The sequence below is a fragment of the Variovorax sp. 679 genome, from assembly GCF_003952185.1.
Lineage (GTDB): Bacteria > Pseudomonadota > Gammaproteobacteria > Burkholderiales > Burkholderiaceae_C > Variovorax.
This window is the reverse complement of sequence record NZ_RXFS01000003.1, coordinates 400,802-423,425: the sequence shown is the minus strand read 5'-3', so window position 1 is coordinate 423,425 and position 22,624 is coordinate 400,802. Positions and strand designations below refer to the sequence as shown.

Sequence of the window (22,624 nt, the reverse complement as noted above, 5' to 3'; positions counted from 1 at the left end):
ACACGATGTACCAAGAGCAATTCATGCAGCGGGCGATCGCTCTTTCCGCACAGGCGCTGAGCGAGCCCGGCACCGAGCCCTTTGGCGCCGTCGTCGTGAAAGATGGCGTGATCGTCGGCGAAGGCTTCAACCATTCCGTCGCGCACCACGACCCGACATCGCACGGCGAAGTCGAAGCGATCCGCGATGCATGCCGCAAGCTGGGTACCGTCAACCTGCAGGGCTGCGAGCTCTACACCTCGTGCGAGCCGTGCGCCATGTGTGCGGCGGCGATGCACATAGCGGGCATCGCGAAGCTGTACTACGCAGCCTCGCTTGCGCAGTCGGGCAAGGCCTTCGAGGGCGTGACGGTGGAGGCTCGGCACCCCATCGACGTGGAGGCGCTGCGCGCCGAGGCTGGTGCGCCGTTTGAGCGGCGCAGCTTGCCCGCCGAGCAGAAGATGGATGGCGAAGCCGTGCGGATCCTGTCGGCGTGGGCCGCGCCACGCAAGGCCGCCTGACGCACCTGTGGCACCTATGTCTTGAGCGCTTTCACGACCGCATCGAAGAACGGAACCGCCGGAATGCCGGTCGCCGTCGGGTTGGTCTGCGCTCCCCAGATGACGATCACGACCTTTTCCTTGCGGTTGATGTAGATCTGCTGGCCCATGATCCCGACCGCGAAGAACGCGCCGTCCACCGCGGACTGGCTGCTCTTGTTGGTGGGGATCCACCACATGTAGCCGTAGTCCGATGCGGTGCCGGTGCTCAGTACCTTGGGGGAACCCGCTTCCATGACCCACCCCGGGGGCAGCAGTTGCTGACCGCCGGCAAAGCCGTCGTTCATGACGAACATGCCGAAGCGCCCATAGTCGCGCAAGGTCGCGCTGATGCCGCCGGCCGCGAACTCGATGCCGTCCGGCGAGTCCAGCCACCAGTTGGCTTGTGCTTCCATGCCGAGCTTCGACCAGACCTTCTCGGACAGGTACTGCGCCAGCGGCTTCTTGACCGCGTTGTAGACGATCTCGCCGGCCACCCGTGCCTCACCGGTGCTGTAGTTGTACACGGAGCCCGGTGCGGCCACGCGAGGCAGCTTGCTCATGAGGTCCATGGCCGACCCCGGCTTCTGGCCGAGCTGTGCTTCCAGCAACTGACGGCGATCGGATGAAGGGTCGGTGTAGGTCTCGTTCCATTTCACGCCCGAGGCCATCATCAGCACATTGCGTACCGTGACGCCGTCGTAGGCGCTCCCTGCCAACCGAGGCACGTACTTGACCACCTGGTCGTCGAGGCTGGCGATGTAGCCGTCCTTCACCGCCAGGCCGACCAGTGTCGACGTGATCGACTTGGCCACCGACATAGACATCCAGCGGGTCTTCTGCGTGTTGCCGTACTGGTAGGTTTCATTGGCGATCTTGCCGTCCTTCAGGATCAGCAAGCCGGCCACGCGGTTGGCGGCCATGAAGTCGGCCATGCTGTAGGTCGCGCCGCCAGTCGAGAAGCTCAGCTGGGTCAACTGGGAGGCGGCCGCGGGCAGCGCGTAGGGCGTGCCGCCGGGCTCGATCGTCCGTGTCGGGAACAGCCGGTCGGTGTTGCGGTATGTGTTGACGGCGAGATCCGGAGACAGGGCGCCGTCGTAGATCTGGCGGACCGTGCCGATGGGCTCCGAGGCATGCGGATAGCCGCTGCCGGTGCCCGGATTGCCGCCACCACTGGCAGGAGGAGGCGCCACGACGATGGGCAGGATGGCGCCGCTCCCACCACCTCCGCCGCCGCCTCCACCACCGCAGGCCGCGAGCAGCACTGCGGCAGCAATCAGCGAAACCGACAACGCAGCGCGCACCGGGCGCGCAACGACAAACACCCTCCGGACACCTTGATCCACGCGAATCTCCTCGTCTGTTTATTGGTGATGACGCCTGCGCGCCATGGGCAGGGCATTGCACCTTGCCGCCGCGAATGATCGCACTCATGCGCTCCGGCACCAAACCTGTCGTCGGGATTCACGACGATGTTGTTACTCACCACTCTGCCCAGCTCTGAATAGAGTGACCTCACGGCGCCACTCGACGCGCGCCAAGAGGAGCTGGCAATGTTCATCACCAGAAGCAGCGATAGCGGCAGCGCGACGAAGCCGTCTTCCGCCCGGGTCGCGCGTGCGCTCGAAATCCATCGCAGCGTGGCGGCGTGCAACGCGCACATAGCGCGCGGCAGTGACAGCACCCACGCACTCACCGCAGCACTGATGCTGCCTTGCTACAAGACCGAATTCCGCAATCTCGTGCTCGCATTGACCTCGGACGAAGAGCGCGAACTTAGGTACGCGCTCGATGCGCTTTGCGATTGCGCCGCATGAAGAAGAGAACCTTCGCGCCAATTTCCGGCGCATCAGGTTTCATTCCGAACCCTTGCGCGGCTTGCGGAATTACAGAGTTGGATTGAACGGGATTCCACTCGTAGCGGCAAGCATGCCGAGCGCCCAGACTCCGCTTCCCCGGCCGGGAAGTCATTTCATGGAAGTCATTTCTTTTGAAAGGAGTTGGCTATGGCGGAAACGCAGAAATTCACCATCCTCTCGTTCGTCGGCGGTGGCATACGAGGGCTGATGCCGGTGTCGGTGCTGAACAAGCTGTACCAGAAGTACCCTCAGATCATCGACAACACCGACCTCATCGCGGGGTGCTCGACGGGCTCGATCATCACGAGCGAGCTATTGGCGGGGAAGACGCCGCAAGACATCATCAATCTCTTCACCTCCCAGAACGGGGAGATCGGGTTCTATCAGAAGATGAACACCGATCCGAGGCAGCCCGCGTACTCGATCGACGAGGTCTACGCCTCGCAGCTTGCGCTGCATGGCGACGCGAAGGTCCAGGACATCCTGATGAAGAAGGCGCTCTTCGTGACCTTCAACGTCGGCGGGCTCGAGGTGAAGAACTCGGTGCAGACAGCCATTCCGTGGCAGCCGGTCATGTACACGAACATGATCCCCGGCCTTGGCGACGTGGCCATCGCCAAGGCGGCCACGTCGAGCGGCGCAATGCCCGGGCAGCTGGGCTCGTTCGACGGCAACGTCGACGGCTGCTTCTTCAACCACGACCCCACGGTCGCGGCAATCGCCCTGGCGGTGAAGGCGGGTCATGCACTCGAGGACATCACCGCCATCACCTTCGGCACCGGCTACATGCCCGACTGGGTTGCCAGCGACACCCACAACTGGGGCGCCGAGCAGTGGATGAACGGCGATGCGAATCCTTTCAACAACTCGCCGCCGTTCCTCATGAACCAGGCGAAGTCGTCGCCGGTGCTCGACATGAGCCTGAACGGCACTTCGACCGAGCTCATGCCGATGCTCGCCAAGATGCTGCTGGGCGATCGCTACACCAACATCAACCCGACGCTGCCCTTCTTCGTGCCGGAAAACACGGTCTACCCGCAGGCCCTGCAGCTGCTGCAGGACAAGGGCGCGAACGCGGACACCGCGTACGCCGAAGCCCTGCTGCAGAAGTACTGGGTCGAGCACTCGCTCGGCTCGGTGCGGACCTGAGCGCCACTTGCCACCGCTCACCACTGGCAAGCAAACGAAGAACGCATTCCAGGAAAGGAGAAACGACGATGTCGATCACCTCAACAGGCGCTCCGGCGTCAACGCCCGCCATCCCCGTGGGGAACCTGAACCTCGGGCCCTACAACATCCAGTACCTGCCGGGCGACCATTACGTGCTGGACGTGAACGGCAACAACCCCGCCAAGGGCGCGGGGGTTATCGGGTACACGCTCAAGCTGCCGCAGACCGGCAACCAGCAATGGTTGTTCATTCCCTCGCCCGATGCACCGGGCTGGTGGTATCTGCAGACGCAGATGGGCACCGGGTTCGTCCTCACGCTGCAGCCCGGCTCCACGATCGTGCCCACGTCCGTCGTGATGATGCCCGCCGGCCTGGCCGATGCCGACAGGCAACTCTGGAGCCTGCTCTCTACCGAGGAGCCCGGCTACTGGTACATCCAGTGCAAGCTGGGGGCGAGCAACTCGAATGCGCCGCTGGTCATCGGGCTTGCCGACAACAAGGTGGAATCGAGCGCCGTGGCCGGCCCCATCAGCTTCACCGGGTTCCGGGCGCAGGCCTGGGGGTTCAGGCCCGTGGGCAACGCGGGCTGAAGAGAGGAAAAAAGCGCAGGGAGGCTCAGTCCCAGGCCGGCGACAGACCGGCCGGGTCTGTGAGGCGCTCGTTGCGGTCGAGCGCCGCGATCTGCGCCATTTCGGCGTCCGTCAGCTTCAGCTGCAGCGCCTTCAGGTTGCCTTCGAGGTTCGCGCGCTTGGTGGACGACGGAATCACCGCGTAGCCCAGCTGCATCGCCCAGGCCAGCACCACCTGCGCGGTGGCTGCGCCGTGCGCCTTGGCAATCGCCTCGATCACCGGGTCGTTGATGACCTTGCCGTAGGCCAGCGTCATGTAGGAAGTGATGTGGATGCCGGCGCTCTTCGCGAATTCAGCCACCTTGCGGTTCTGCAGGTAGGGGTGCAGCTCGATCTGGTTGGTGGCAATGTTCTGCGCGCCCACGGCCGCGATGGCTTCCTTCATCAGCGCGATGTTGAAGTTCGACACGCCGATGTGCTTGGTGAGCCCCTGCGCCCTGGCCTCGGCCAGCGCGCCCATGAACTCGGCCACCGGCACCGCGTTGCCGGGCGAGGGCCAGTGGATCAGCGTCAGGTCCACATGGTCGGTGCGCAGCTTCGCGAGGCTGTCCTTCAGGCTGGGCACCAGCTTGCTCCTGGCGTAGTTGTCGGTCCAGATCTTGGTGGTGATGAAGAGACTCTCGCGGGCCACGCCGCTTTCGGCAATCGCCTGGCCCACCTCGGCCTCGTTGCCGTAGATCTGCGCCGTGTCGATGGTGCGGTAGCCCACGTCGAGGCCGTTCTTCACCGAGTCGATGACCACCTGGCCCTTCAGGCGGAAGGTGCCGAGGCCGAAGGCGGGAATGGGGTTCTTCGTGACGTTCGTGTTCATGGTGTTGTCCTTGTGCATTGAAAAGAGAGAAGAGAAAAAAGAGAAATTCAGTGGCCGACCGGCACCGGCCCCGAAGCCCGCACCGGAATGCCGGCACGGCGGTCGAGCCTTCCGCTCCATTGCGTGAGGGCCAGTGACACCAGCACCACCAGCGCACCGATCCACGGCGTGTGCATCAGCCCCAGGTGAGTCACGATCAGCCCGCCGGCCCAAGCCGCGCCGGCAATGCCCAGGTTGAAGGCCGCGATGTTCAGGCCCGAAGCCACGTCCACCGCCTGCGGCGTGAAGCGCTCGGCCTGCTTCACCACGTACACCTGCAGCCCCGGCACGTTGCCGAAAGCCACCGCGCCCCACATCAGCACCGCGAGCAGGGCCAGCCACTTGTGCGGCGCCGCGAAGTTGAAGAGCAGCAGCACCGCGGCCAGCAGCGCGAAGATGATCTTCAGCGCCGGAATCGGGCCCTTGCGGTCGGCCAGCTTGCCGCCCCAGATGTTGCCCACCGCCACCGACACGCCGTAAACCAGCATCACCCAGCCCACGGCGCCGGCGCTGAAGCCCGACACCTCCGTGAGGATCGGCGCGAGGAACGTGAACGGAATGAACGAGCCGCCATAGCCGATGGCCGTCTTCGCATACACCAGCAGCAGGCGCGGCTCGGCCAGCACCTTGGCTTGCTGCGCCAGCGAGGCCGGTGGCGTGTGGCGGATGTTGCCGGGCACGAAGAGCCAGCTGCCGATGAAGGCGATAACGCCCAGGGCAGACACGGCCAGGAAAGTCTCGCGCCAGCCGAAGTGCTGCCCGATGAACGTGCCCAGCGGCACGCCCGTGACCAGCGCCACTGTGAGGCCCGTGAACATGATCGCGATGGCGCTCGCCGCCTTTTCCTTCGGCACCAAGCCGGTGGCGATCGTCGAGCCGATGGAGAAGAACACCCCGTGCGCCAGCCCCGTGAGCACGCGGGCGGCAATCAGCGATTCATAGCTGGGCGCCTTCCACGCCAGCAGATTGCCGAGCGTGAACAGCGCCATCAGCCCGAGCAGCAGCGCCTTGCGCGGCAGCTTGCCCGTGAGCGCGGTGAGCACAGGCGCGCCGATGGCGACGCCCAGTGCGTAGAGGCTGACCAGCAGGCCGGCGGAGGGGAGGCCGATGTTGAGGTCGGCTGCGACTGTGGGGATGAGGCCAACGATGACGAACTCTGTCGTTCCGATGGCGAAGGCGCTGAGGGTCAGCGCCAGTAGGGCGATGGGCATGAGGGCACTCCTTCTTGGATGGGAGGAGTGTCTCGCGGCTATCCTTGCAGAAAAATAGCAAATTCTGCAGAAGATAGTTGACTTGAATTCAAGTATTAAGGCGCCGGCATGATTGATTGTTTTGCTTCAAATCGACCGCTATTGGGGTCGATATTCAATTCATGAGCTCTTGTGTTTTTCGAGTCGCTTGCTGACTTCGGTGACTATTTCGTCTATCTTTTTTAATGTCTCTGGTTCTAGATTGGAGCTAGTCAAGCGTCCTGCTTGAACTTCTTCCCAGAACTGATAGGCCATCACCGGCTTTGACCGTTTTGCGGATTTTAAAAATTCTGTATTCTTAATTGAAAAATTTGCTTCTGTGTCTCGAAGAATGTGAGATTTGAAATCACGGTGAGAGAAAATATCTTCGATTCCGGAGCAATCTCGAATTTTCCAAAGTCTCTCGGATGCGATTGCTTCATCGTCTCCACATAATTCTTGTTTTAATTGTTTGTAGACCGTGCGCCCTAAGTTGTCATCATCAATGACGGCAATGAATTTAAGCCCCCATCCGGTAAACATATTGGCTAGGGTTGGGATATTGCTAGCTCCTGTGGCTGCAATGAAATGCGCTGGCTGTTTGCAGTCCCTTAGTTTCCAGAAAGCATTGAAATAATAAAAACCACTGATCTCTTCAAGCAACACGTTGTGCTCTCTCTTGATCACGTTCTGGCTTGAAAGGTCAATCCCCATCGCCATCAAAAGTGGAGTAAGCGTATCGGTGGAGGCTGCACTCAAGCTGTGTGCATCAATTATTTCAGTTGGACTCTCATCTTCATCCCCTGTCCTTTGCACTGCATGCACTCGATAAAGCTTATTGAACTCCAGCAACGCGCTACTATGAGTCGAGTAGACAATTTCTATTCCAGAGCTTAGTGAGTTTACGAGCCGCAGTACATCTTCTTGTGCTTTTGGGTGTAGATTTGCACCTGGTTCGTCCATTAAAAAAATGCGCTTAAGGCCGCGCGACTCCGATGCCTTTAGCTGCAAATAGAATGAAACAAACCATCTAACGCCTTCACTTCGTTGTTTGGGATAAAGCATGGAGTGGCCATCGCTTATTCCAAAAACTAAGTGCGGCTTTCCTGCCTTGTCGCCGGCCTCTGAACTGTAAAATTCAATCTCGCAGCCGATTTCTAGTTTTCTATTTTTTCCAATGGTTTGAGTCCAGAAAAGATTGAAATCCTTGCTGATTTTCTCTCTTGCCTTGTTGAGTAGAAACTGTCGCTCCCTTCTGTCTGTATTTAGAAGATGTTTTAAATCAAGGCCGGCAATTTGAAGATAGTTTGACGCGGCTAGTTTGTTGACTCCAATAAGATTAAATTTCTCATCGATATCTACTGTATTTGGCAGCAATCCAGTTGCTGGATTGAAAAGGGTTGAAGAGGGTGAGGCGTTGTGCAGGCAATGTGCAATATCAGAGGATGTAAGGAAAATGATCTCACCTTCTTCCTCCTCTTCCTCCTCTTCATTTTCTTCTGTGGGTGTCGCGATGCTTGGAATCGGGGTAGCTGTCGCAATTGCTGAGACAGTTGCCTTGAGGTTATCTAGAGCGGTTTCTCGTAGATCAATGTTTTTTTGCTTCCTCTTGGAGTCTGTCAGAACGTTTTCCAATTGCTCGTCAAGAATGGTGACGTCATACGCAAATTTACTATCGTTCTCTCTACTTCGTCTCCAAGTCATTTTTAGTTCAAAAATAAACTTGCATCGCTTGGCGTAGCTGTGAAATGCATCTTCTTGAATGCTGCTCCAATTTTCCTCATCAATTGCATCAGTTAACTCTTGGGCGGAAAATTCACAGCGGATGTTCATTTCTGGCAAAGGCGCTGCTGCACGCAAATCGTCTTCCGAAATTGAGACTCCGCTTAGCAGGCAATGAAGTGCTTCCAATATGGAGCTTTTGCCGCTCTCATTTTGACCAACCAGAACTGTTACGTGGTCGCGTGAAAAAGGACACCATCCGGTGTTCACGATTGATCTGAAGTTTTTTATGTTGAAGGCGTGAAGGCGCATCTTTCTACTCCTGCGATCCGGAACCATAGCACGCTAGTACACACAAAGCACTCGGTGAAAAGGAGAGGGAACTGCTCCTAGCACGGCACCCTTGCTTGTTGAATCACTATTTCTTGGTATCTAGTGGCGCAGGATGATCAATCGATGTCCTCGCCGATATACTGCCCCGTCGCGAAAAAAACGCGGCCGGGTTTGGAAGCCCGTCGAAGTTCTGCGACGAAAGCCGCAGCTACCGCACATGGTCTGCGGCTTTTCTGTTTGCGCCCCCAGTTTTGGCGGCTCGAACGGGAAGGCGCGAGCCTTGCCGGTTCTCGTCAGAGCTTCCCGGTCTTCCAACCCGTTCGAGCTGCCGCCATCGTTTGGAAGCGGTTGCGGCGGTTGTTGCAAAACCGAAGTTCTGGGAGGCCACACATGGCTGAATCTGCATCCGCCTCGACGCGATCAAGCGCTCGATCCACTTCCCCCGATCCCGCATCCCCCAATCTCGACGACCTCGCCCTACAAGCCTGCGACGACGCCGAAAACCTCAACGACGTGATGCGCGCCTACGCCGCGCTCAGGAAGCTCGTCGACACCAGCGCCCTGAACGACAGCGAGGAACTCACCCCCAGCCGCACCGAACTGAGCGCCTTGCTCGGTGTGCTCAACGATGCGCTGACGGCGCGCATCGATGCCATCAACCTCGCGGCCGGCGCGGTGCGCGAAGCGTTGCAAGGCACCGCCGCTGCGTCGTACGGTTCATCAAGCGAAGTGGTTGCGCCATAGCCAGACGCTTCCGCTGACGCTCAGCACAAGGGCCAGCCCTAGCGCTCCGAGTACCTCGACCCAAAATCGAAAGGGGGCTGCTTCTGCCGGCAGCTCTCGGCCATCTTTCAATTTGAACTTCCTGCGCTTGTACGCATGGCGAGCGTAAATGGCGAGCGCAATGGCCAGAGGCAACCCAGCAGGGCCGATGAGAAATGCAGTCAATGATTCTTCAGTCACGGCTTGTACGTTCCTCTTGCGCGATCTTTACATAGCAGGCATGCCCGGCTGCCCCGCTTCACCACGCATCTCCCCAACATCCACTCCCGAAGCGCCACCGCCCGCGCGTCCTCACTGCTCCCCTCCGGATACACCAGGTGGTACGCATACGTCGGCGCCATGCTTACGCCGATGTCGAACAGCCTCACAAGTCGCCCCTGCGCGAGGTCGTTCGCGATCATGTCCAGGTCGGCCAGCCCCGCCGCGCCGCTTTCGAGGCAGATTGACCTCAGCCGTTCGACCATGACGCATGATGGCAAGCTGCCTCGGTAACCCCCCAGCCATGCAAAAAATCCTGATGCGCGCACTGGCGCTCTGCTGCGCCTGCACTTCCTTGATGATGGTGAGCGCATGCACCTCAACGCTCGAGACGCCGCCTGCCGTTGCGGTCGTGGCCACCTATCCGGCCGCTTCGTGGCAAGCCATTCCCGCATCGTCCCTGAGCGATGCGTGTCGGCGCGACCTCGATGCGGCGCGCGACTACCTGCATACGCTGGACTCCACCGCCCTCATGGCTGTGCAGGACGGCCGCGTGCTGTTCAGCTACGGCCCCGTGCAGACGGTCAGCATCGTGTTCTCCGCGCGCAAGAGCGTGTTGTCCATGATGTACGGCAAGTACGTGGCGAACGGCACGATCGATCTCGACCGCTCTCTCGCCGACCTGGGCATCGACGACATCGGCGGCCTGCTGCCGGTCGAGCGCCAGGCGCGCGTGCGCGACCTGCTTTCGGCGCGCTCCGGTGTCTATCACGCAGCAGCCAACGGTGGCGACGATGCGTCCGCCGCACCGGCACGCGGGTCACAAAAGCCCGGAAGCTACTCCCTCTACAACAACTGGGACTTCAACGCGGCCGGCACGGTGTTCGAGCAGTTGACCGGACGCAGCATCTACCGGTCGTTCGCGGACGACCTCGCGACGCCCCTTGCGCTCGAAGACTTCGACCTGGCCCGCCACAAGCGAAGCGGAAATGCCAGGCTGTCGCAGCACCTGGCCTACCCCTTCTACCTGTCCACGCGCGACATGGCGCGGCTGGGCTACCTGATGCTGAAAGAGGGCAACTGGCGCGGGCAGCAACTGATTCCGGCCGACTGGGTCAGGCAGATGACGCAGCAGCGAACGCCCTCCACGGACATGCATCCGCCGCACACGGCTCGCCGGGGCTTCGGGTATGGCTACCTTTGGTGGCTGCTGGAAGAGCCTCCAGACTCGCCGCTGAGCGGCGCCTACATGGCCTGGGGCGTCCATGGCCAGTACATCCTCGTGATTCCGAAACGGCAGATGGTGGTTGCGCACAAGCGCGAGGTGCCGGTGGCGGGCAACTGGAATGTGAGCTGGGTCGCGCCGAAGGACTTTCTGCGCGCGGTCCGCATGATTGCGGATGCTCCTTGTCGCTGAGTGAGGCTGTGTAAGGGCTGAGGCGCCGGGCGTCTCGAATCACGGTGAAGCTTGGATGTGCACGGGCCCTTCGAAGTCGTTCCCCGGTGCGGCACCGGCGGGTGTGGCCGCTAAGCGCCGTGGATCGCCAGCATGACCCAGAAGGTCACCCACAGTGCGCCTGCTCCAAGCAGATACATCCCCAGCAGAAAAGCGGCCAGATAGCCGATTCGTTGCCAGATTCGAGGGGCGCTCGGAACGAAGCGCCAATAGATCCAGGCCGCCCATACAAAAAGGATCGCGGCAGTGATCGGAACGATGTTCTCGAAGAGTGGCTGGAACTTGTGCTGGTCCAGCGCCCCCACAGCCACGAACATTGCCGGCATCGCGAGGAACCATGCCAGCACGCTGAGTAGAAGACGTCCCCAGACCTTCATCATCGAATTGCCTCTCCCTTGAAGAAATGCTCTGGCACTGGTGTTTCCCGGCTCGGAGCCCCGACCAAGACAACTCTGCGCATCATCCTGAAACCTCCCTTGTTGAGTCGGGGAGTTGTAGAAGGATGCGCGTGTTGACACTGTGGACCAATGTCAACCGACTACAGATTTTTCACGCTGGCTGGAGTTTTCGAGTTTCGAAGATGCGCTGCATGCACTGAAGAACACCGACGGCATTGCAAGCTATGGCGCTTTGGGTGAGCTATGCGGTTCAGGACGTCGATCTTTCTCTTGTTCATCACCATGTCGGCCGCCGTTGCGGACGCGGCCGTGTCTTCTTCGCCAGCGAAGTTCCAACCCAGCTCCGAAGAGGTGCTGGCCGTATTGGCGCATCGCTCCGGGTTGGCCGAAGACGCGCTGCGCGGCCTCTTGTCCAACTGCGATGCCAGTCAATCCGCGATGAACATATGTGCGTACCGCGATGCCGTCGCGGCGGACCTGGTTCTTCAGCACGCCATCGCCAACAAGGCAGAGCAGTTGCCGGCCTGCAAGGACCGGCTCGAAGCCAGGATTGCCCGCTGGGCAGCCGAGCGTGATCGAGCTTGCAAACGCAGCGCTGCCAAGGCTTACGGTGGTGGATCGCTCGAGCCGATGGCCATGGCAATGTGCGTGCAGCATGAGAACGAGCGGATGGCGAAGAAGGTCGAACGCCAGCGCAGCTGCGATCGCTAGGTACTTTCGAGGCCCTTCACGCAAGGGGCGGGCGGAGAGGTTCGCGTGCGGGCGCGGTTCAACTCTTCGCCTTGAGCAGGTCGTCTGCGAACTGGCCAGGTTCGTCAGGCGGCTGATTTGTCTGGCTGCCCGGTGTCACGACCTTCCACTTCTCCCAGCAGCCACTCCCGAAACGCCACGACCCGCGCGTCCTCACCGCTCCCCTGCGGACACACCAGGTAGTACGCATACGGCTGCGCCATCCGCACGCCGACGTCGAACAGCCGCACCAGCCGCCCCTGCGCCAGGTCGCCCGCGATCATGTCCAGGTCGGCCAGCCCCACGGCGCCGCTTTCGAGCACGGCCTGCACCACGAAGCTCGAATCGGTAAAGCCCACGAGGCGGCTGTCGTCGATGTCGTTGCTGTCCACGCCGGCCGCGGCCATCCACATGCGCCAGTCGGGCCAGGTCATGGTGTCGGTCTTCCAGTCGACAAAACAGAGCGTGAGGTTGTGGCGCAGCAGGTCGCGCGGCTCGTTGAGCGGCGGCCCGGTCTCGATGAGCCTGGGGCTGCACACGGGCACGATGAGGGTGTCGAACAGCCGGTCGGCGCGCGCGCCTTCATAGCTGCCGGTGCCGAAGCGGATGGCAATGTCGATGTCGTCGGCCTCGAAGTCGCGCAGCTCGTCGGTGATGTCGAAGCTCAGCTCCAGCCCCGGGTTGGCGGCCCTGAACTTCGGCAGCCTCGGCAGCAGCCAGTTGGTGGCAAAGCGCGCGCTCAGCGACACGCGCAGGTGCGCCGCGCTGCGCGTGAGCTTGCGCGCGCGGCCGGCTGCGCGGTGCAGGCTGTCGAGCGCGTCGGCGGTGGCCTCGAACATCACGGCGCCGGCGGGCGTGAGCTGGATGCTGCGACTGGTGCGCGTGAAGAGCACCACGCCGAGCTGGTCTTCGATCTCCTTGATCTGGTAGCTCACGGCCGCGGGCGTGAGCCCCACTTCGTCGGCCGCGCGGGTGAAGTTCAGGTGCCGCGCGGCCGCCTCGAAGGTGCGCAGGGCGCGAGTGCCGGGGAGCATGCGGTTGCTGCCGTTGTTACTGGTGCTGCTGTTGTTCGTCATCGGCGTGGATGCCATCGATCTTCAAGCTCCGTTTGACGGTTCGTTGAGAACTACTCGTTTCTCATCGCGGGGCGGGCGCGGGACGATCGGGCCAATCAAGAAACCATGGATTGATTGGAGCAATCGGATGTCTGCCAGCCTGAACCCGCGCGACGCGCGCCCTGACGATGAGGGCGCTGATGTTGTTGTTGATGTTGTCGGTGTCGCCGCGACGGAGAGAAACAAGGACCCCCTGCATTGGCCCGCGCGCATGTGGATCGCGCTGCTCATCTTCAGCGGCGTGATTCTGCTCGATGGGCTCGACATCTCGATGATCGCGGTGGCAATCCCCGAGATCCAGCATGCCTTCGGCATCGGCGCGGCCACCGCGCAGTGGCTGGTCAGCGCGTACATCCTGGCCTTCGGCGGCTTTCTGCTGCTGGGCGGGCGCTGCGCCGACCTGTTCGGCCGCAGGCGCGTGCTGGTGGCGGGGCTGGCGGTGTTCGCGCTGGTGTCGGTGGGCGGCGCCTTCGCCACCGACGCGGGGCTGCTGATCGTTTCGCGTTTTGTGAAAGGCATGGCGGCGGGCTTCACCGGGCCGGCCGCGATGTCGCTGCTGACCACCACCTTTGCCGAAGGGCCGGCGCGCAACAAGGCCTTCGGCATCTTCAATCTGTTCGAGGCCTCGGGGTACTCGTCGGGCCTGCTCATCGGCGGGCTGCTGGCGGCGCTGAACTGGCGCTACATCTTCGTGCTGCCGATCCCTGTCGCGGTGCTGCTGTTGCTGGCCGCGCTGCGCTACCTGCCGCCCGATGCGCCGCGTGTGAAAGGAGCGCAGCGGCCGCGCCTCGACATCGGCGGCGCCGTCACGCTGGTGGCGGGCATGCTGCTGATGGTGTTCACCGTGGTGTCAGTGGAAGAGGCGGGCTGGTCGTCACCGCGCACGGTCATCGGCTTCGCGGTGGCCGCGGCGCTGCTGGCGGCTTTCGTCGTCATCGAACGCACGGTGAAAGAGCCACTGGTGCGGCTGGGCATCTTCCGCAACCGCGCGCTGGTGGCCGCCAACATCAGCGCCGCGCTGCTGTACGGCGGCGCGATGGGCTTCCAGTTTCTGATCGCGCTGTACCTGCAGAACATCCAGGGCTGGAAGCCGTGGCAGATGGCGCTGGTGCTGCTGCCGGCGGGGCTGATGGTGGTGGTGATCGGCCCGAAGATCGGCGCGCTCATCAGCCGCTTCGGCGTGACGCGCGTGCTGATGGTCGGCCTGCTGGCATTCGTGCCGTGCTACCTGCTGATGCTGCGCATCGGGCCCGAGCCCGACCTGTGGGGCGTGCTGCTGCCGGCTTCGGTGCTGTGGGGGCTGGGGTTTGCGCTGAGCATCTCGGCGCTGATGGTGGCGGGGACGAACGGCGTGGCCGACGATGAGCAGGGGCTGGCGGCTGGGCTGCTGAACAGTTCGCTGCAGGTGGGTGGGGCTTGTGGGTTGGCGGTGTTGACTGCGGCGATTGGGCCTGGGACGGAGTTGGGGATGCTTTATGCGGGGGTGTGGGTGATTCTCGGGTTTGCTGTGCTGACGTTGCTGGCGCAGGTCATACGGGGTAGGGGGTGAGGTGGCCCCCAGTGCCAGTGTCGTTTCATGACGCGCGCCGCATTCGATTCAGGGGCACGTTGTCGGCTCTAAAAAATCTTCTGCCCCCTGCATCCAAACCCACTCCTGCCGTGTAGACCCTCCAGCAGCGAGGAGCTGCTGACCTTCTACAACCCAGGAGAATTTCCATGCACACCTCTCGTTCCACCCGCTCGCTCGCCGTTCTCGGCGCCGTCTCCGCCGCTGCCGCCGCGCTCACTGCCTGCGGCTCGATGTCCTCGGGCTCGATGGCCCCGGCCTTCAACCAGTCCAGCCTGCCGCCGACCATCCAGGTGCCGGCCGGCAACAAGGTCGCGATGGAAACCGTCGGCAAGGGCGAGATCACCTACGAATGCCGCGACAAGGCCAACGCCCCCGGCCAGACCGAATGGGTGTTCGTCGGCCCTGACGCCAAGCTGTGGGACCGCGGCGGCAAGCAGGTCGGCAAGTACTACGGCCCGCCGGCCACCTGGGAGTCGAACGACGGCTCCAAGCTCACGGCCACTCAGCTGGCCGTTGCGCCTTCGGGGCCGACGAGCCTGCCGTTCCAGCTCGTGAAGGCCAACCCGGCCGTGGGCTCGGGCGCGATGACGGGTGTGACCTACATCCAGCGCGTGGCACTGCAAGGCGGCGTGGCGCCAGCTTCCGTGCCCTGCACGCCGGCCACCAAGGGCCAGAAGCAGGTCGTGCAGTACCAGGCCGACTACATCTTCTGGAAGGCGTCCTGATCGGCGGGTAATTCAGCGGCGGGGCCGTTGGCTCCACTACCATCGGCCGGTGCAGAACCCGCCGCCCACCGCCGCCCCCTTCGACTACGACGCCGCTCTCATGGCTTGCGCCCGCGGCGATCGTCAGGCCCTGCAGCAGCTGTACCAGCGCGAGGGCCGCTACCTGATGGGCGTGGCGCTGCGCATCGTGCGCCAGCGCCAGCAGGCCGAAGACGTGCTGCACGACGCGTTCATCAGCATCTGGCAGCGCGCGGAAACCTTCAACCCGGCGCGCGGCGAAGGCCGGGGCTGGGTCTACAGCGTGGTGCGCAATGCCGCGTTGAACATGGTGCGCAGCGGCGCGCGCCAGGTGGACGTGAGCGAAGACGCAGCCGAGGCCATCGACGACCAGGCTGCGCTGGCGGCATACGCAGCGGCCGGCGACCAGTTCGAATTGCGTGCCGACCTGGGCAGGCTCGAGAACTGCCTGAACGGGCTGGAGCCGGCGCGGCGCGACTGCATCCTCTTCGCGTATGTCGAAGGCTGCTCGCATGGCGAGATCGCCGAGCGGCTGCAGACGCCTTTGGGCACGGTGAAGGCCTGGATCCTGCGTGGCATGCGCGCGCTGCGGGAGTGCATGGCATGAACGGCAACCCGACGACCACAACCGGCGACGAAGGCATCGACGCGCTGGCGGGCGAGTACGTGCTCGGCACGCTGTCGGCCGGTGCGCGCGCCGCGGTCGAGGCTCGCATGCGCGATGAGCCGGCCTTGCGCGATGCCGTGCAGGCGTGGGAGGCGCGGCTGCTGCCGCTCACTGTGCTTTCGCTGCCCGAGGAGCCGTCGCCGACGCTCTGGCCGCGCATCGAACGCAGCCTTGGCAGCGTGGCGGGGCCGGAGGAGAAGAAGGCCACGTCCGCGCGTCCATCGACCTTCCCGGGCTGGTGGAACGACCTGAGGTTGTGGCGCGGCCTTGCCGCGGGCGGGTTCGCAGCGGCCGCGTTGATGGTGGCCGTGCTCGTCACGCGTCCGCTGCCGACGCCGCAATACATGGTGGTGCTGGTCGCCCCGCAGGACAAGTCGCCGGGCTGGGTGATCCAGACCTCCTCGTCGCGTCAGCTGAGCCTGGTGCCGCTGGGCACATTCGAAGTGCCGCCGCAGAAGACGCTTCAGTTCTGGACCAAGGCCGACCAATGGCGCGGACCCGTGTCGCTGGGCCTGGTCAAGCAGGGCCAAGCGCTGCGCATTCCCATCGACAAGCTGCCTCCGCTGGAGCCGAACCAGCTGTTCGAGCTCACGCTGGAGCCGGAGAACGGCTCGCCGATCGACCGGCCGACCGGGCCGATCCAGTTCATCGGGCGTGCGGTCAAGGTGATGTAGCGGGGGCTTTTCTGCCGGCCACGGCCGAAGCAATTCCGATCGCCCCCACCAGCAAGCACACCGCAAAGATCACCCCGCGCGTCTGCGTCGCATCCGCGAACGCGCCGACGATCAGCCCGGCCAGCGGTTGCGTCAGGTTGTTCAGCAGCACGATCACGCCGGTGGTCTTGCCGTAGTCCTGCGCCGGAATGATCCGCTGGCGGTGGATGCGGATGTAGATGCTGAACATCTTGTCGAAGCCAATCACCAGCAGGAAGCCGGCCGCGTAGCCCCAGTGGCTGGTGCTCGCGGCGGTGAGCAGGCCGCCGGCCAGTATCAACGCGTAGGCGGTGACGCCCATGCGCCTGAGCGGGATCGACCCGCGGATGATCGCCAGCAGGATCGCGATGGTGGCGACGGCCCCGAGCGTCTGCAGCCCGGCGTAATAGGTGGCCGAGCGCTGGTGCAGGCCGGTGACCATCGCAGCGGCGGATGCCAGCGTGGTGCCTAGCATCAGGTTGACGCCGGAGGTGAGCATGGTCAGGCGCAGCAGTCCCGGCAGGCGCAGCACGTGGCCGAGGGCCGTGATGACGGGTTGCAGCAAGTGGCCTGGCGCGCCCTGCGGCTGTTGCAGCTGCACGGGGTTGCCGCGGCGCCAGTACGAGGTGGCGACGTCGGCCAGCAGGAAGAAGCCTGCGGCCGCGCCGACCACCGCCTGCCACGGCCACAGCGCGAACAGGGCCGCTGCCACCAGCGGGCCGAGCACGGTGCCGGTCTGCTCGGCGGTCTGCGCATAGGCCAGCACCTTGTCGAAGCCGTGCTGCGTGGCGATCTGCGGCAGCATCACCTCGCGGGCCATCACGCCCTGGGTGGTGAGCACGCCGCACACCGCCGAGAGGCCCACCAGCCAGCCGATGCCGCCCATCGCCTCGTTGGCCAGCACGCCGAGCACGCAGACCAGCGCGCGAAGAATCTGGCTGCCGCGCAACAGCTTCAGCGGCGACACCCGGTCGCACAGCGCGCCGCAGACGGGAAACGACAGAAAGCGCGGCAGCGTCTCGGCCGCGAAGGCGTAGCCGGACCACGCCACGTCCTGCGTCACCTGGAACACCACCAGCGGCACCAGGAACAGCAGGATCTGGTCGGCGAGCCGGGAAAGGAACAGCGAGAAAAGAAAGGCCGGGAACTTCATCGCGCCGCCATGTCCCGCGCGGCTGACCCCGAGGGGAGAGGGGTGGAAGGCGCGGCGAGGGCGGGCATGCGCTGAAGATAATCGAAACATGATCGCGCTCGACTGCTACTACAGCCTCTCCTCCCCCTGGGCCTACCTCGGTGGCCCGCAACTTCAAGACATCGTGCGCCGCCACCACGTGCGGCTCACGCTCAAGCCCTATGACTTCCAGGCCGTGGTGCCGCAGACCGGCGGCATTCCGCTGAAGACCCGCCCCGAGCCGCGCCGCACGTACCACGCGCTCGAGCTCGCGCGCTGGAGCGACTACCTCGGCATGCCCATGAACCTGGAGCCCGCGCACTACCCCAAGGGCGCGCCCACCGATCCGAACTGGAACAAGTACCCGGGCTGGATGGTGATCGCTGCACAACTGAAGGGCCTCGACGCCCAACCGCTGTCGCACGCGCTGCTTCGCGCGCTGTGGGCCGAGGAGCGCGACACGTCGAAGGCCGAGGTGCGCATCGCGGTGGCCGACGAGAACGGCTACGACGGCGCCTCGCTGCAGGCGATGGAGCAATCGGCCGAGGTGCTGGCGGTGTACCGCGCCAACAGCGCCGAGGCGGTGGAAGCGGGCGTGTTCGGCGCGCCGACCTTCATCCTGAATGGCGAGCGCTTCTGGGGACAGGACCGGCTCGCGTTCCTCGACCGGGCGCTGGACAAGCTGCGCGCGGCGGGCTGAGCGCCCTGACGTTCACAGGGCCGAGCGCGGCAGCAACGCCGGTATCAGCTTGCGATTCATCCGCTCGCGCCACCAGCGCAGCGCCTGCCCTTGCGCGCCGGTCTTCCAGGCCAGCCAGAACGCCTCGGGCGGGCGCGGTTCCTCGGTGGGCAGCTCGACCAGCGTGCCGCGCTTCAGCTCATCCGCGATGCAGGCGCGCGGCAAAAAGCCGTGGCCCAGGCCGGCCACCTGGCAGGCGATCTTCGCGGGCATCGAAGGCACGGTAATGCGCGGCTGCCCGGCCAGCAGACCGACGGTGCGCTCCGACAGCGTGCGTGCGCTGTCGCCCACCACGATGGCGTTGCATTCGAGCAGGTCGCCGCGCTGCAGCGGGCGGCCGATCCGCGTGAGCGGGTGCGAGGGCGCCACGCAGAACGCGAAGTCGAGGCTGCCCACGGTCACGGCCTGATAGCCGCCGCCGGCAGGGCCTTCGCCGGCGGCGATGACGATGTCGGCGCGGCCCTCGCGCAGCGCCTCCCAACTGCCGGTGAGCGCCTCGCAGCCGATGCGCAGCCGGGTGCCGCAGCGCAGGTCTTCGAAGGCGCGGATGTCGCCGATGAGCGCCTGCGTGGGAATCAGCGAGTCGTGCACGAGGCGCAGTTCCGACTCGTAGCCGGTGGCGATCAGCCGCATGCGCGATTCGAGGTCGCTCGCGGCGCTGAGCAGCCAGCGGCCCTCCTTGAGCATTTCCTCGCCGGCGGCGGTGAGCGTCACGCGCGGGCCGTTGCGCTCGAAGAGCAGCATGTCGAGCTGTTCCTCCAGCTTGCCCACGGCGTACGAGATGGTGGAGGGCACCTTGTTCAGGCGCGCGGCGGCGGCGGCGAAGGAGCCGTGGCGGGCGATGGCATCGACGACCTCGATGGCTTCCAGGCTGAGTTTGAGCACGCTGCGGTTCCTTGAAAGAAGAAGGAAGGGTTAAGTGGGAAATCGATGATCGAAAACTTCGATGATTGAAGGTGAAAAGTTTCGTCGATAACAGCTTGATTGACCTCGATGATTCATCCCGTGCCAAGGAGATTCCCTCCGAAAGCAAATTGTGAATCCAATCGAACATCCATTCAATCCAAAGGAGCTTCCCATGACCGTCAAAGCCACCCCCACCGCCGGCGCCAAGCTGCTCAACCCCACCGACCACACGCTGGTGATGATCGACTTCCAGTCGCAGATGGCCTTCGCCACCCACTCCATCGACGCCGTGAACCTGCGCAACAACGCCGCGCTGGTGGCGCAGGCGGCGGCCGGCTTCGGCGTGTCGACCATCCTCACGACCGTGGCCGAGAAGAGCTTCTCGGGCCCGATGTTCAGCGAGATCACTGACGCCTTCCCGGGCCAGAAGATGCTGGACCGCACCTCGATGAACACCTGGGAAGACGCCGCCGTGATCGAGCGCGTGAACCAGATCGGCAAGCCGCGCATCGTGCTGGCTGGCCTGTGGACCAGCGTGTGCATCGTCGGCCCGGCGCTGTCGGCGCTCGACCAGGGCTTCGAGGTGTACGTGATCGCCGACGCCTGCGGCGACGTGTCGACCGAGGCGCACAACCGCGCGATGGAGCGCATGGTGCAGGCCGGTGCGCAGCCGATGACCTCGCTGCAATACCTGCTCGAGCTGCAGCGCGACTGGGCCCGCGGCGAGACCTACGAGCTCACCACCGGCATCGCGAAGAAGGTGGGCGGCGCCTACGGCCTGGGCGTGACCTACGCCAAGACCATGTTCGGCGCGCACGAAGGTTGATCGACAAAGCCGAGGCGAACCAGATCATGAAGCCCTATGTCCTGTCGCTCGCGCTCGGCCTGCTGGTCGGCGTGATCTACGCACTCTTCCAGGTGCGCTCGCCGGCGCCGCCGGTCATCGCCCTGGTGGGGCTTCTCGGGATCCTGCTCGGCGAGCAGATCCCGCCGCTCATCAAGAGCGTGATCAAGCCCGACGCGGTGGCCACCTCGTGGCTGCACCACCAGGTCAAGCCGCACGTGTTCGGCGAACTGCCGAAGTGCGCCCAGCCCTCGGCGGCGAGCACCGCCGAAGCCCCGTCCACCGGCAGGCGCGACGCATGAGCCCATCCGCAGACCCCAGCCGCCGGCGCCTCCTCGGAGCGCTCGGCGCCACCCTCGCAGCCCCCGGCCTCGCGGTCGCCTCTCTTTCCAGCAACATGTCCAACACCCCCGACACCCTTCAACGCCCCGACCTGATCCTGCGCAACGGCCGCTTCACCACGCTGGACCGCGCCAACCCGGTGGCCGACGCCGTGGCCATCAAGGACGGCCGCTTCACCCGCGTGGGCCGCGCCGAAGACGTGCTGCCGCTGGCCGGCAGCGCCACCCGCGTGATCGACCTGCAGGGCAAGCGCGTGCTGCCGGGGCTGATCGACAACCACCTGCACATCATTCGCGGCGGCCTGAACTTCAACATGGAGCTGCGCTGGGACGGCGTTCGCAGCCTGGCCGATGCGATGTCGATGCTCAAGCGCCAGGTGGCGATCACGCCGGCGCCGCAGTGGGTGCGCGTGGTGGGCGGCTTCACCGAGCACCAGTTCGTGGAAAAGCGCCTGCCGACCATCGAGGAGCTGAACGCGGTGGCGCCCGACACGCCGGTCTTCATCCTGCACCTGTACGATCGCGCACTGCTCAACGGCGCCGCGATGCGCGCCGTGGGCTACACCAAGGACACGCCCGCGCCTCCCGGCGGCGAGATCGTGCGCGACAGCGCCGGCAACCCCACGGGCCTGCTGCTGGCCAAGCCCAACGCGGCCATCCTCTACGCCACGCTGGCCAAGGGCCCGAAGCTGCCCTTCGACTACCAGCTCAATTCCACGCGCCACTTCATGCGCGAGCTCAACCGCCTGGGCGTGACCGGCGCCATCGACGCGGGCGGCGGCAACCAGAACTACCCCGACGACTACGAAGTGATCCAGAAGCTCGCCGACGACGGCCAGCTCACCATCCGCCTGGCCTACAACCTGTTCACGCAGAAGCCCAAGCAGGAAAAGGAAGACTTCCTGAACTGGACCGCCAACTCCAAATACAAGCAGGGCGACGACTACTTCCGCCACAACGGCGCCGGCGAGATGCTGGTGTTCTCGGCCGCAGACTTCGAGGACTTCCGCCAGCCGCGCCCCGAGATGGCACCCGAGATGGAAGGCGACCTCGAAGGCGTGGTGCGCATCCTGGCGCAGAACCGCTGGCCCTGGCGCATGCACGCCACCTACGACGAGACCATCAGCCGCTCGCTCGACGTGTTCGAGAAGGTCAACAAAGATACCCCGCTGGCCGGCCTGAACTGGTTCTTCGACCATGCAGAGACCATTTCGGAGAAGTCGATGGACCGCATCGCCGCGCTGGGCGGCGGCGTGGCGGTGCAGCACCGCATGGCCTACCAGGGCGAATACTTCGTGGAGCGCTACGGCGCTGCCGCCGCCGAGGCCACGCCGCCGGTCAAGCGCATGCTGGAGCGCGGCCTGAAGGTCTCGGCCGGCACCGACGCCACCCGCGTGGCCTCGTACAACCCGTGGGTGTCGCTGTCTTGGCTGGTCACGGGCAAGACGGTGGGCGGCCTGCAGATCACGCCGCAGCGCAACCTGCTCGACCGCGAACAGGCTCTGCGCATGTGGACCGAGAACGTCACCTGGTTCTCGAACGAGGAGGGCAAGAAGGGCCGCATCCAGGCCGGCCAGCTCGCCGACCTGGTGGTGCCCGATCGCGACTTCTTCGCCTGCCCCGAATCGGACATCGCCGACACGACCGCGCTGCTCACGATGGTGGGCGGCAAGGTGGTCTACGGCGCCGGCGTCTTCGCCTCTCACGACGAGGGCTCGGTGCCGCCGGCCATGCCCGACTGGTCGCCCGCGCGCACCTTCGGCGGCTATGCCGGATGGGCCGACAAGAAGGAAGGCGCGCCGCTGCAGAAGGTGATGCGCAACGCTGCTGCGTCCTGCGGCTGCGCCAACAACTGCAACGTGCACGGCCACAGCCACGCCACGGCCTGGAGCAGCAAGCTGCCCGTTGGCGACCTCAAGAGCTTCTGGGGCGCCCTCGGCTGCGCCTGCTGGGCGGTGTGAG

Annotated in this window: 24 protein-coding genes; 15 read left to right on the top strand and 9 right to left on the bottom strand. The window is 64.2% G+C overall.

Going from position 1 to position 22,624, the window contains the following annotated elements; translation table 11 throughout:
- Positions 1 to 5: 5 nt before the first annotated feature.
- Positions 6 to 500, top strand: a complete 495-nt coding sequence (locus EJO71_RS09310) for a nucleoside deaminase (protein ID WP_125948274.1) — start codon at positions 6 to 8, stop codon at positions 498 to 500.
- Positions 501 to 514: 14 nt separating this feature from the next.
- Here EJO71_RS09310 and EJO71_RS09305 read toward each other — a convergent pair whose 3' ends face one another.
- Positions 515 to 1,864: a serine hydrolase gene (locus tag EJO71_RS09305; protein ID WP_276311652.1), complete on the bottom strand. Its 1,350-nt coding sequence runs from the start codon at positions 1,862 to 1,864 to the stop codon at positions 515 to 517.
- 207 nt (positions 1,865 to 2,071) lie between these two features.
- Between EJO71_RS09305 and EJO71_RS09300 the strand changes: the two genes are divergently transcribed.
- The 3 genes from EJO71_RS09300 to EJO71_RS09290 all read left to right on the top strand — a co-directional run bounded on the left by EJO71_RS09300 (position 2,072) and on the right by EJO71_RS09290 (position 4,137).
- Positions 2,072 to 2,335, top strand: a complete 264-nt coding sequence (locus EJO71_RS09300; protein WP_125948275.1) for a hypothetical protein — start codon at positions 2,072 to 2,074, stop codon at positions 2,333 to 2,335.
- 189 nt (positions 2,336 to 2,524) lie between these two features.
- The gene (locus tag EJO71_RS09295) at positions 2,525 to 3,526 is read left to right on the top strand and encodes a patatin-like phospholipase family protein (RefSeq protein ID WP_125948276.1); all 1,002 of its coding nucleotides are present in this window, start codon (positions 2,525 to 2,527) and stop codon (positions 3,524 to 3,526) included.
- A gap of 68 nt (positions 3,527 to 3,594) precedes the next feature.
- Positions 3,595 to 4,137, top strand: a complete 543-nt coding sequence (locus tag EJO71_RS09290) for an RICIN domain-containing protein (protein WP_125948277.1) — start codon at positions 3,595 to 3,597, stop codon at positions 4,135 to 4,137.
- Between the two features lie 25 nt (positions 4,138 to 4,162).
- Here the strand turns inward: EJO71_RS09290 and dkgB are convergent, their stop codons facing one another.
- The 3 genes from dkgB to EJO71_RS09275 all read right to left on the bottom strand — a co-directional run bounded on the left by dkgB (position 4,163) and on the right by EJO71_RS09275 (position 8,289).
- The gene (gene dkgB, locus EJO71_RS09285) at positions 4,163 to 4,987 is read right to left on the bottom strand and encodes a 2,5-didehydrogluconate reductase DkgB (protein WP_125948278.1); all 825 of its coding nucleotides are present in this window, start codon (positions 4,985 to 4,987) and stop codon (positions 4,163 to 4,165) included.
- 47 nt (positions 4,988 to 5,034) lie between these two features.
- Complete coding sequence (locus tag EJO71_RS09280; protein WP_125948279.1) at positions 5,035 to 6,237, bottom strand: MFS transporter; 1,203 nt, start codon at positions 6,235 to 6,237, stop codon at positions 5,035 to 5,037.
- A 159-nt stretch (positions 6,238 to 6,396) separates the two neighbouring features.
- Entirely contained in the window at positions 6,397 to 8,289 is a 1,893-nt protein-coding gene (locus EJO71_RS09275; protein WP_164546785.1) for an AAA family ATPase, read from the bottom strand.
- A 411-nt stretch (positions 8,290 to 8,700) separates the two neighbouring features.
- Here EJO71_RS09275 and EJO71_RS09270 point away from each other — a divergent pair, with 411 nt between their 5' ends.
- Positions 8,701 to 9,054 (top strand): hypothetical protein, encoded by a 354-nt coding sequence (locus EJO71_RS09270; RefSeq protein WP_125948281.1) that lies wholly within the window; start codon positions 8,701 to 8,703, stop codon positions 9,052 to 9,054.
- A gap of 215 nt (positions 9,055 to 9,269) precedes the next feature.
- Here EJO71_RS09270 and EJO71_RS34735 read toward each other — a convergent pair whose 3' ends face one another.
- Positions 9,270 to 9,557 (bottom strand): hypothetical protein, encoded by a 288-nt coding sequence (locus EJO71_RS34735; protein ID WP_240651322.1) that lies wholly within the window; start codon positions 9,555 to 9,557, stop codon positions 9,270 to 9,272.
- A gap of 38 nt (positions 9,558 to 9,595) precedes the next feature.
- Here EJO71_RS34735 and EJO71_RS09255 point away from each other — a divergent pair, with 38 nt between their 5' ends.
- Positions 9,596 to 10,708: a serine hydrolase gene (locus tag EJO71_RS09255; protein WP_125948282.1), complete on the top strand. Its 1,113-nt coding sequence runs from the start codon at positions 9,596 to 9,598 to the stop codon at positions 10,706 to 10,708.
- 110 nt (positions 10,709 to 10,818) lie between these two features.
- On the opposite strand, the gene EJO71_RS09250 is transcribed toward EJO71_RS09255, so the two are convergent.
- Positions 10,819 to 11,127 carry a hypothetical protein gene (locus EJO71_RS09250; RefSeq protein ID WP_125948283.1) on the bottom strand — a complete coding sequence of 103 codons (309 nt, stop codon included), beginning with the start codon at positions 11,125 to 11,127 and terminating at the stop codon, positions 10,819 to 10,821.
- 288 nt (positions 11,128 to 11,415) lie between these two features.
- On the opposite strand from EJO71_RS09250, the gene EJO71_RS09245 reads away from it, so the two are divergent.
- Complete coding sequence (locus tag EJO71_RS09245; protein ID WP_240651323.1) at positions 11,416 to 11,856, top strand: lysozyme inhibitor LprI family protein; 441 nt, start codon at positions 11,416 to 11,418, stop codon at positions 11,854 to 11,856.
- Between the two features lie 104 nt (positions 11,857 to 11,960).
- Here the strand turns inward: EJO71_RS09245 and EJO71_RS09240 are convergent, their stop codons facing one another.
- On the bottom strand, positions 11,961 to 12,950 hold the full coding sequence (locus EJO71_RS09240) for a LysR substrate-binding domain-containing protein (protein ID WP_125948284.1): 990 nt from the start codon (positions 12,948 to 12,950) through the stop codon (positions 11,961 to 11,963).
- Here EJO71_RS09240 and EJO71_RS09235 point away from each other — a divergent pair.
- From EJO71_RS09235 to EJO71_RS09220, 4 genes are all read left to right on the top strand, one after another.
- The gene (locus EJO71_RS09235) at positions 12,907 to 14,538 is read left to right on the top strand and encodes an MFS transporter (RefSeq protein WP_240651324.1); all 1,632 of its coding nucleotides are present in this window, start codon (positions 12,907 to 12,909) and stop codon (positions 14,536 to 14,538) included. The genes EJO71_RS09240 and EJO71_RS09235 overlap by 44 nt on opposite strands.
- 167 nt (positions 14,539 to 14,705) lie before the next feature.
- Entirely contained in the window at positions 14,706 to 15,284 is a 579-nt protein-coding gene (locus EJO71_RS09230) for a DUF3455 domain-containing protein (protein ID WP_171022510.1), read from the top strand.
- A 49-nt stretch (positions 15,285 to 15,333) separates the two neighbouring features.
- A complete protein-coding gene (locus tag EJO71_RS09225) occupies positions 15,334 to 15,909 on the top strand; it encodes a sigma-70 family RNA polymerase sigma factor (RefSeq protein ID WP_125948286.1) in 576 nt (191 codons plus the stop codon).
- The gene (locus tag EJO71_RS09220) at positions 15,906 to 16,643 is read left to right on the top strand and encodes an anti-sigma factor (RefSeq protein WP_125948287.1); all 738 of its coding nucleotides are present in this window, start codon (positions 15,906 to 15,908) and stop codon (positions 16,641 to 16,643) included. The genes EJO71_RS09225 and EJO71_RS09220 overlap by 4 nt, the downstream gene beginning before the upstream one ends.
- On the opposite strand, the gene EJO71_RS09215 is transcribed toward EJO71_RS09220, so the two are convergent.
- The gene (locus EJO71_RS09215) at positions 16,630 to 17,814 is read right to left on the bottom strand and encodes an MFS transporter (protein ID WP_125948288.1); all 1,185 of its coding nucleotides are present in this window, start codon (positions 17,812 to 17,814) and stop codon (positions 16,630 to 16,632) included. The two genes, EJO71_RS09220 and EJO71_RS09215, sit on opposite strands and share 14 nt — an antisense overlap.
- Before the next feature lie 88 nt (positions 17,815 to 17,902).
- Between EJO71_RS09215 and EJO71_RS09210 the strand changes: the two genes are divergently transcribed.
- Positions 17,903 to 18,532: a 2-hydroxychromene-2-carboxylate isomerase gene (locus EJO71_RS09210; protein ID WP_125948289.1), complete on the top strand. Its 630-nt coding sequence runs from the start codon at positions 17,903 to 17,905 to the stop codon at positions 18,530 to 18,532.
- Positions 18,533 to 18,544: 12 nt separating this feature from the next.
- Here EJO71_RS09210 and EJO71_RS09205 read toward each other — a convergent pair whose 3' ends face one another.
- Positions 18,545 to 19,456 (bottom strand): LysR family transcriptional regulator, encoded by a 912-nt coding sequence (locus EJO71_RS09205; protein WP_125948290.1) that lies wholly within the window; start codon positions 19,454 to 19,456, stop codon positions 18,545 to 18,547.
- Between the two features lie 193 nt (positions 19,457 to 19,649).
- Between EJO71_RS09205 and EJO71_RS09200 the strand changes: the two genes are divergently transcribed.
- From EJO71_RS09200 to EJO71_RS09190, 3 genes are all read left to right on the top strand, one after another.
- Positions 19,650 to 20,303 carry a hydrolase gene (locus EJO71_RS09200; RefSeq protein ID WP_125948291.1) on the top strand — a complete coding sequence of 218 codons (654 nt, stop codon included), beginning with the start codon at positions 19,650 to 19,652 and terminating at the stop codon, positions 20,301 to 20,303.
- Between the two features lie 26 nt (positions 20,304 to 20,329).
- Complete coding sequence (locus tag EJO71_RS09195; RefSeq protein ID WP_125948292.1) at positions 20,330 to 20,623, top strand: DUF1427 family protein; 294 nt, start codon at positions 20,330 to 20,332, stop codon at positions 20,621 to 20,623.
- 95 nt (positions 20,624 to 20,718) lie between these two features.
- Positions 20,719 to 22,623 carry an amidohydrolase gene (locus EJO71_RS09190; protein WP_206169011.1) on the top strand — a complete coding sequence of 635 codons (1,905 nt, stop codon included), beginning with the start codon at positions 20,719 to 20,721 and terminating at the stop codon, positions 22,621 to 22,623.
- Position 22,624: the final 1 nt, after the last annotated feature.

Bases quoted from the DNA above. Each gene is read 5' to 3' on its own strand.
- EJO71_RS34735 (WP_240651322.1), bottom strand. From the start codon at position 9,557: ATGGTCGAACGGCTGAGGTCAATCTGCCTCGAAAGCGGCGCGGCGGGG.
- EJO71_RS09190 (WP_206169011.1), top strand. From the start codon at position 20,719: ATGTCCAACACCCCCGACACCCTTCAACGCCCCGACCTGATCCTGCGC.
- EJO71_RS09195 (WP_125948292.1), top strand. From the start codon at position 20,330: ATGAAGCCCTATGTCCTGTCGCTCGCGCTCGGCCTGCTGGTCGGCGTG.
- EJO71_RS09215 (WP_125948288.1), bottom strand. From the start codon at position 17,814: ATGAAGTTCCCGGCCTTTCTTTTCTCGCTGTTCCTTTCCCGGCTCGCC.
- dkgB (WP_125948278.1), bottom strand. From the start codon at position 4,987: ATGAACACGAACGTCACGAAGAACCCCATTCCCGCCTTCGGCCTCGGC.
- EJO71_RS09235 (WP_240651324.1), top strand. From the start codon at position 12,907: ATGCGGTTGCTGCCGTTGTTACTGGTGCTGCTGTTGTTCGTCATCGGC.
- EJO71_RS09220 (WP_125948287.1), top strand. From the start codon at position 15,906: ATGAACGGCAACCCGACGACCACAACCGGCGACGAAGGCATCGACGCG.
- EJO71_RS09280 (WP_125948279.1), bottom strand. From the start codon at position 6,237: ATGCCCATCGCCCTACTGGCGCTGACCCTCAGCGCCTTCGCCATCGGA.
- EJO71_RS09275 (WP_164546785.1), bottom strand. From the start codon at position 8,289: ATGCGCCTTCACGCCTTCAACATAAAAAACTTCAGATCAATCGTGAAC.
- EJO71_RS09200 (WP_125948291.1), top strand. From the start codon at position 19,650: ATGACCGTCAAAGCCACCCCCACCGCCGGCGCCAAGCTGCTCAACCCC.
- EJO71_RS09250 (WP_125948283.1), bottom strand. From the start codon at position 11,127: ATGATGAAGGTCTGGGGACGTCTTCTACTCAGCGTGCTGGCATGGTTC.
- EJO71_RS09210 (WP_125948289.1), top strand. From the start codon at position 17,903: ATGATCGCGCTCGACTGCTACTACAGCCTCTCCTCCCCCTGGGCCTAC.
- EJO71_RS09300 (WP_125948275.1), top strand. From the start codon at position 2,072: ATGTTCATCACCAGAAGCAGCGATAGCGGCAGCGCGACGAAGCCGTCT.
- EJO71_RS09270 (WP_125948281.1), top strand. From the start codon at position 8,701: ATGGCTGAATCTGCATCCGCCTCGACGCGATCAAGCGCTCGATCCACT.
- EJO71_RS09295 (WP_125948276.1), top strand. From the start codon at position 2,525: ATGGCGGAAACGCAGAAATTCACCATCCTCTCGTTCGTCGGCGGTGGC.
- EJO71_RS09290 (WP_125948277.1), top strand. From the start codon at position 3,595: ATGTCGATCACCTCAACAGGCGCTCCGGCGTCAACGCCCGCCATCCCC.
- EJO71_RS09310 (WP_125948274.1), top strand. From the start codon at position 6: ATGTACCAAGAGCAATTCATGCAGCGGGCGATCGCTCTTTCCGCACAG.
- EJO71_RS09230 (WP_171022510.1), top strand. From the start codon at position 14,706: ATGCACACCTCTCGTTCCACCCGCTCGCTCGCCGTTCTCGGCGCCGTC.
- EJO71_RS09255 (WP_125948282.1), top strand. From the start codon at position 9,596: ATGCAAAAAATCCTGATGCGCGCACTGGCGCTCTGCTGCGCCTGCACT.
- EJO71_RS09240 (WP_125948284.1), bottom strand. From the start codon at position 12,950: ATGACGAACAACAGCAGCACCAGTAACAACGGCAGCAACCGCATGCTC.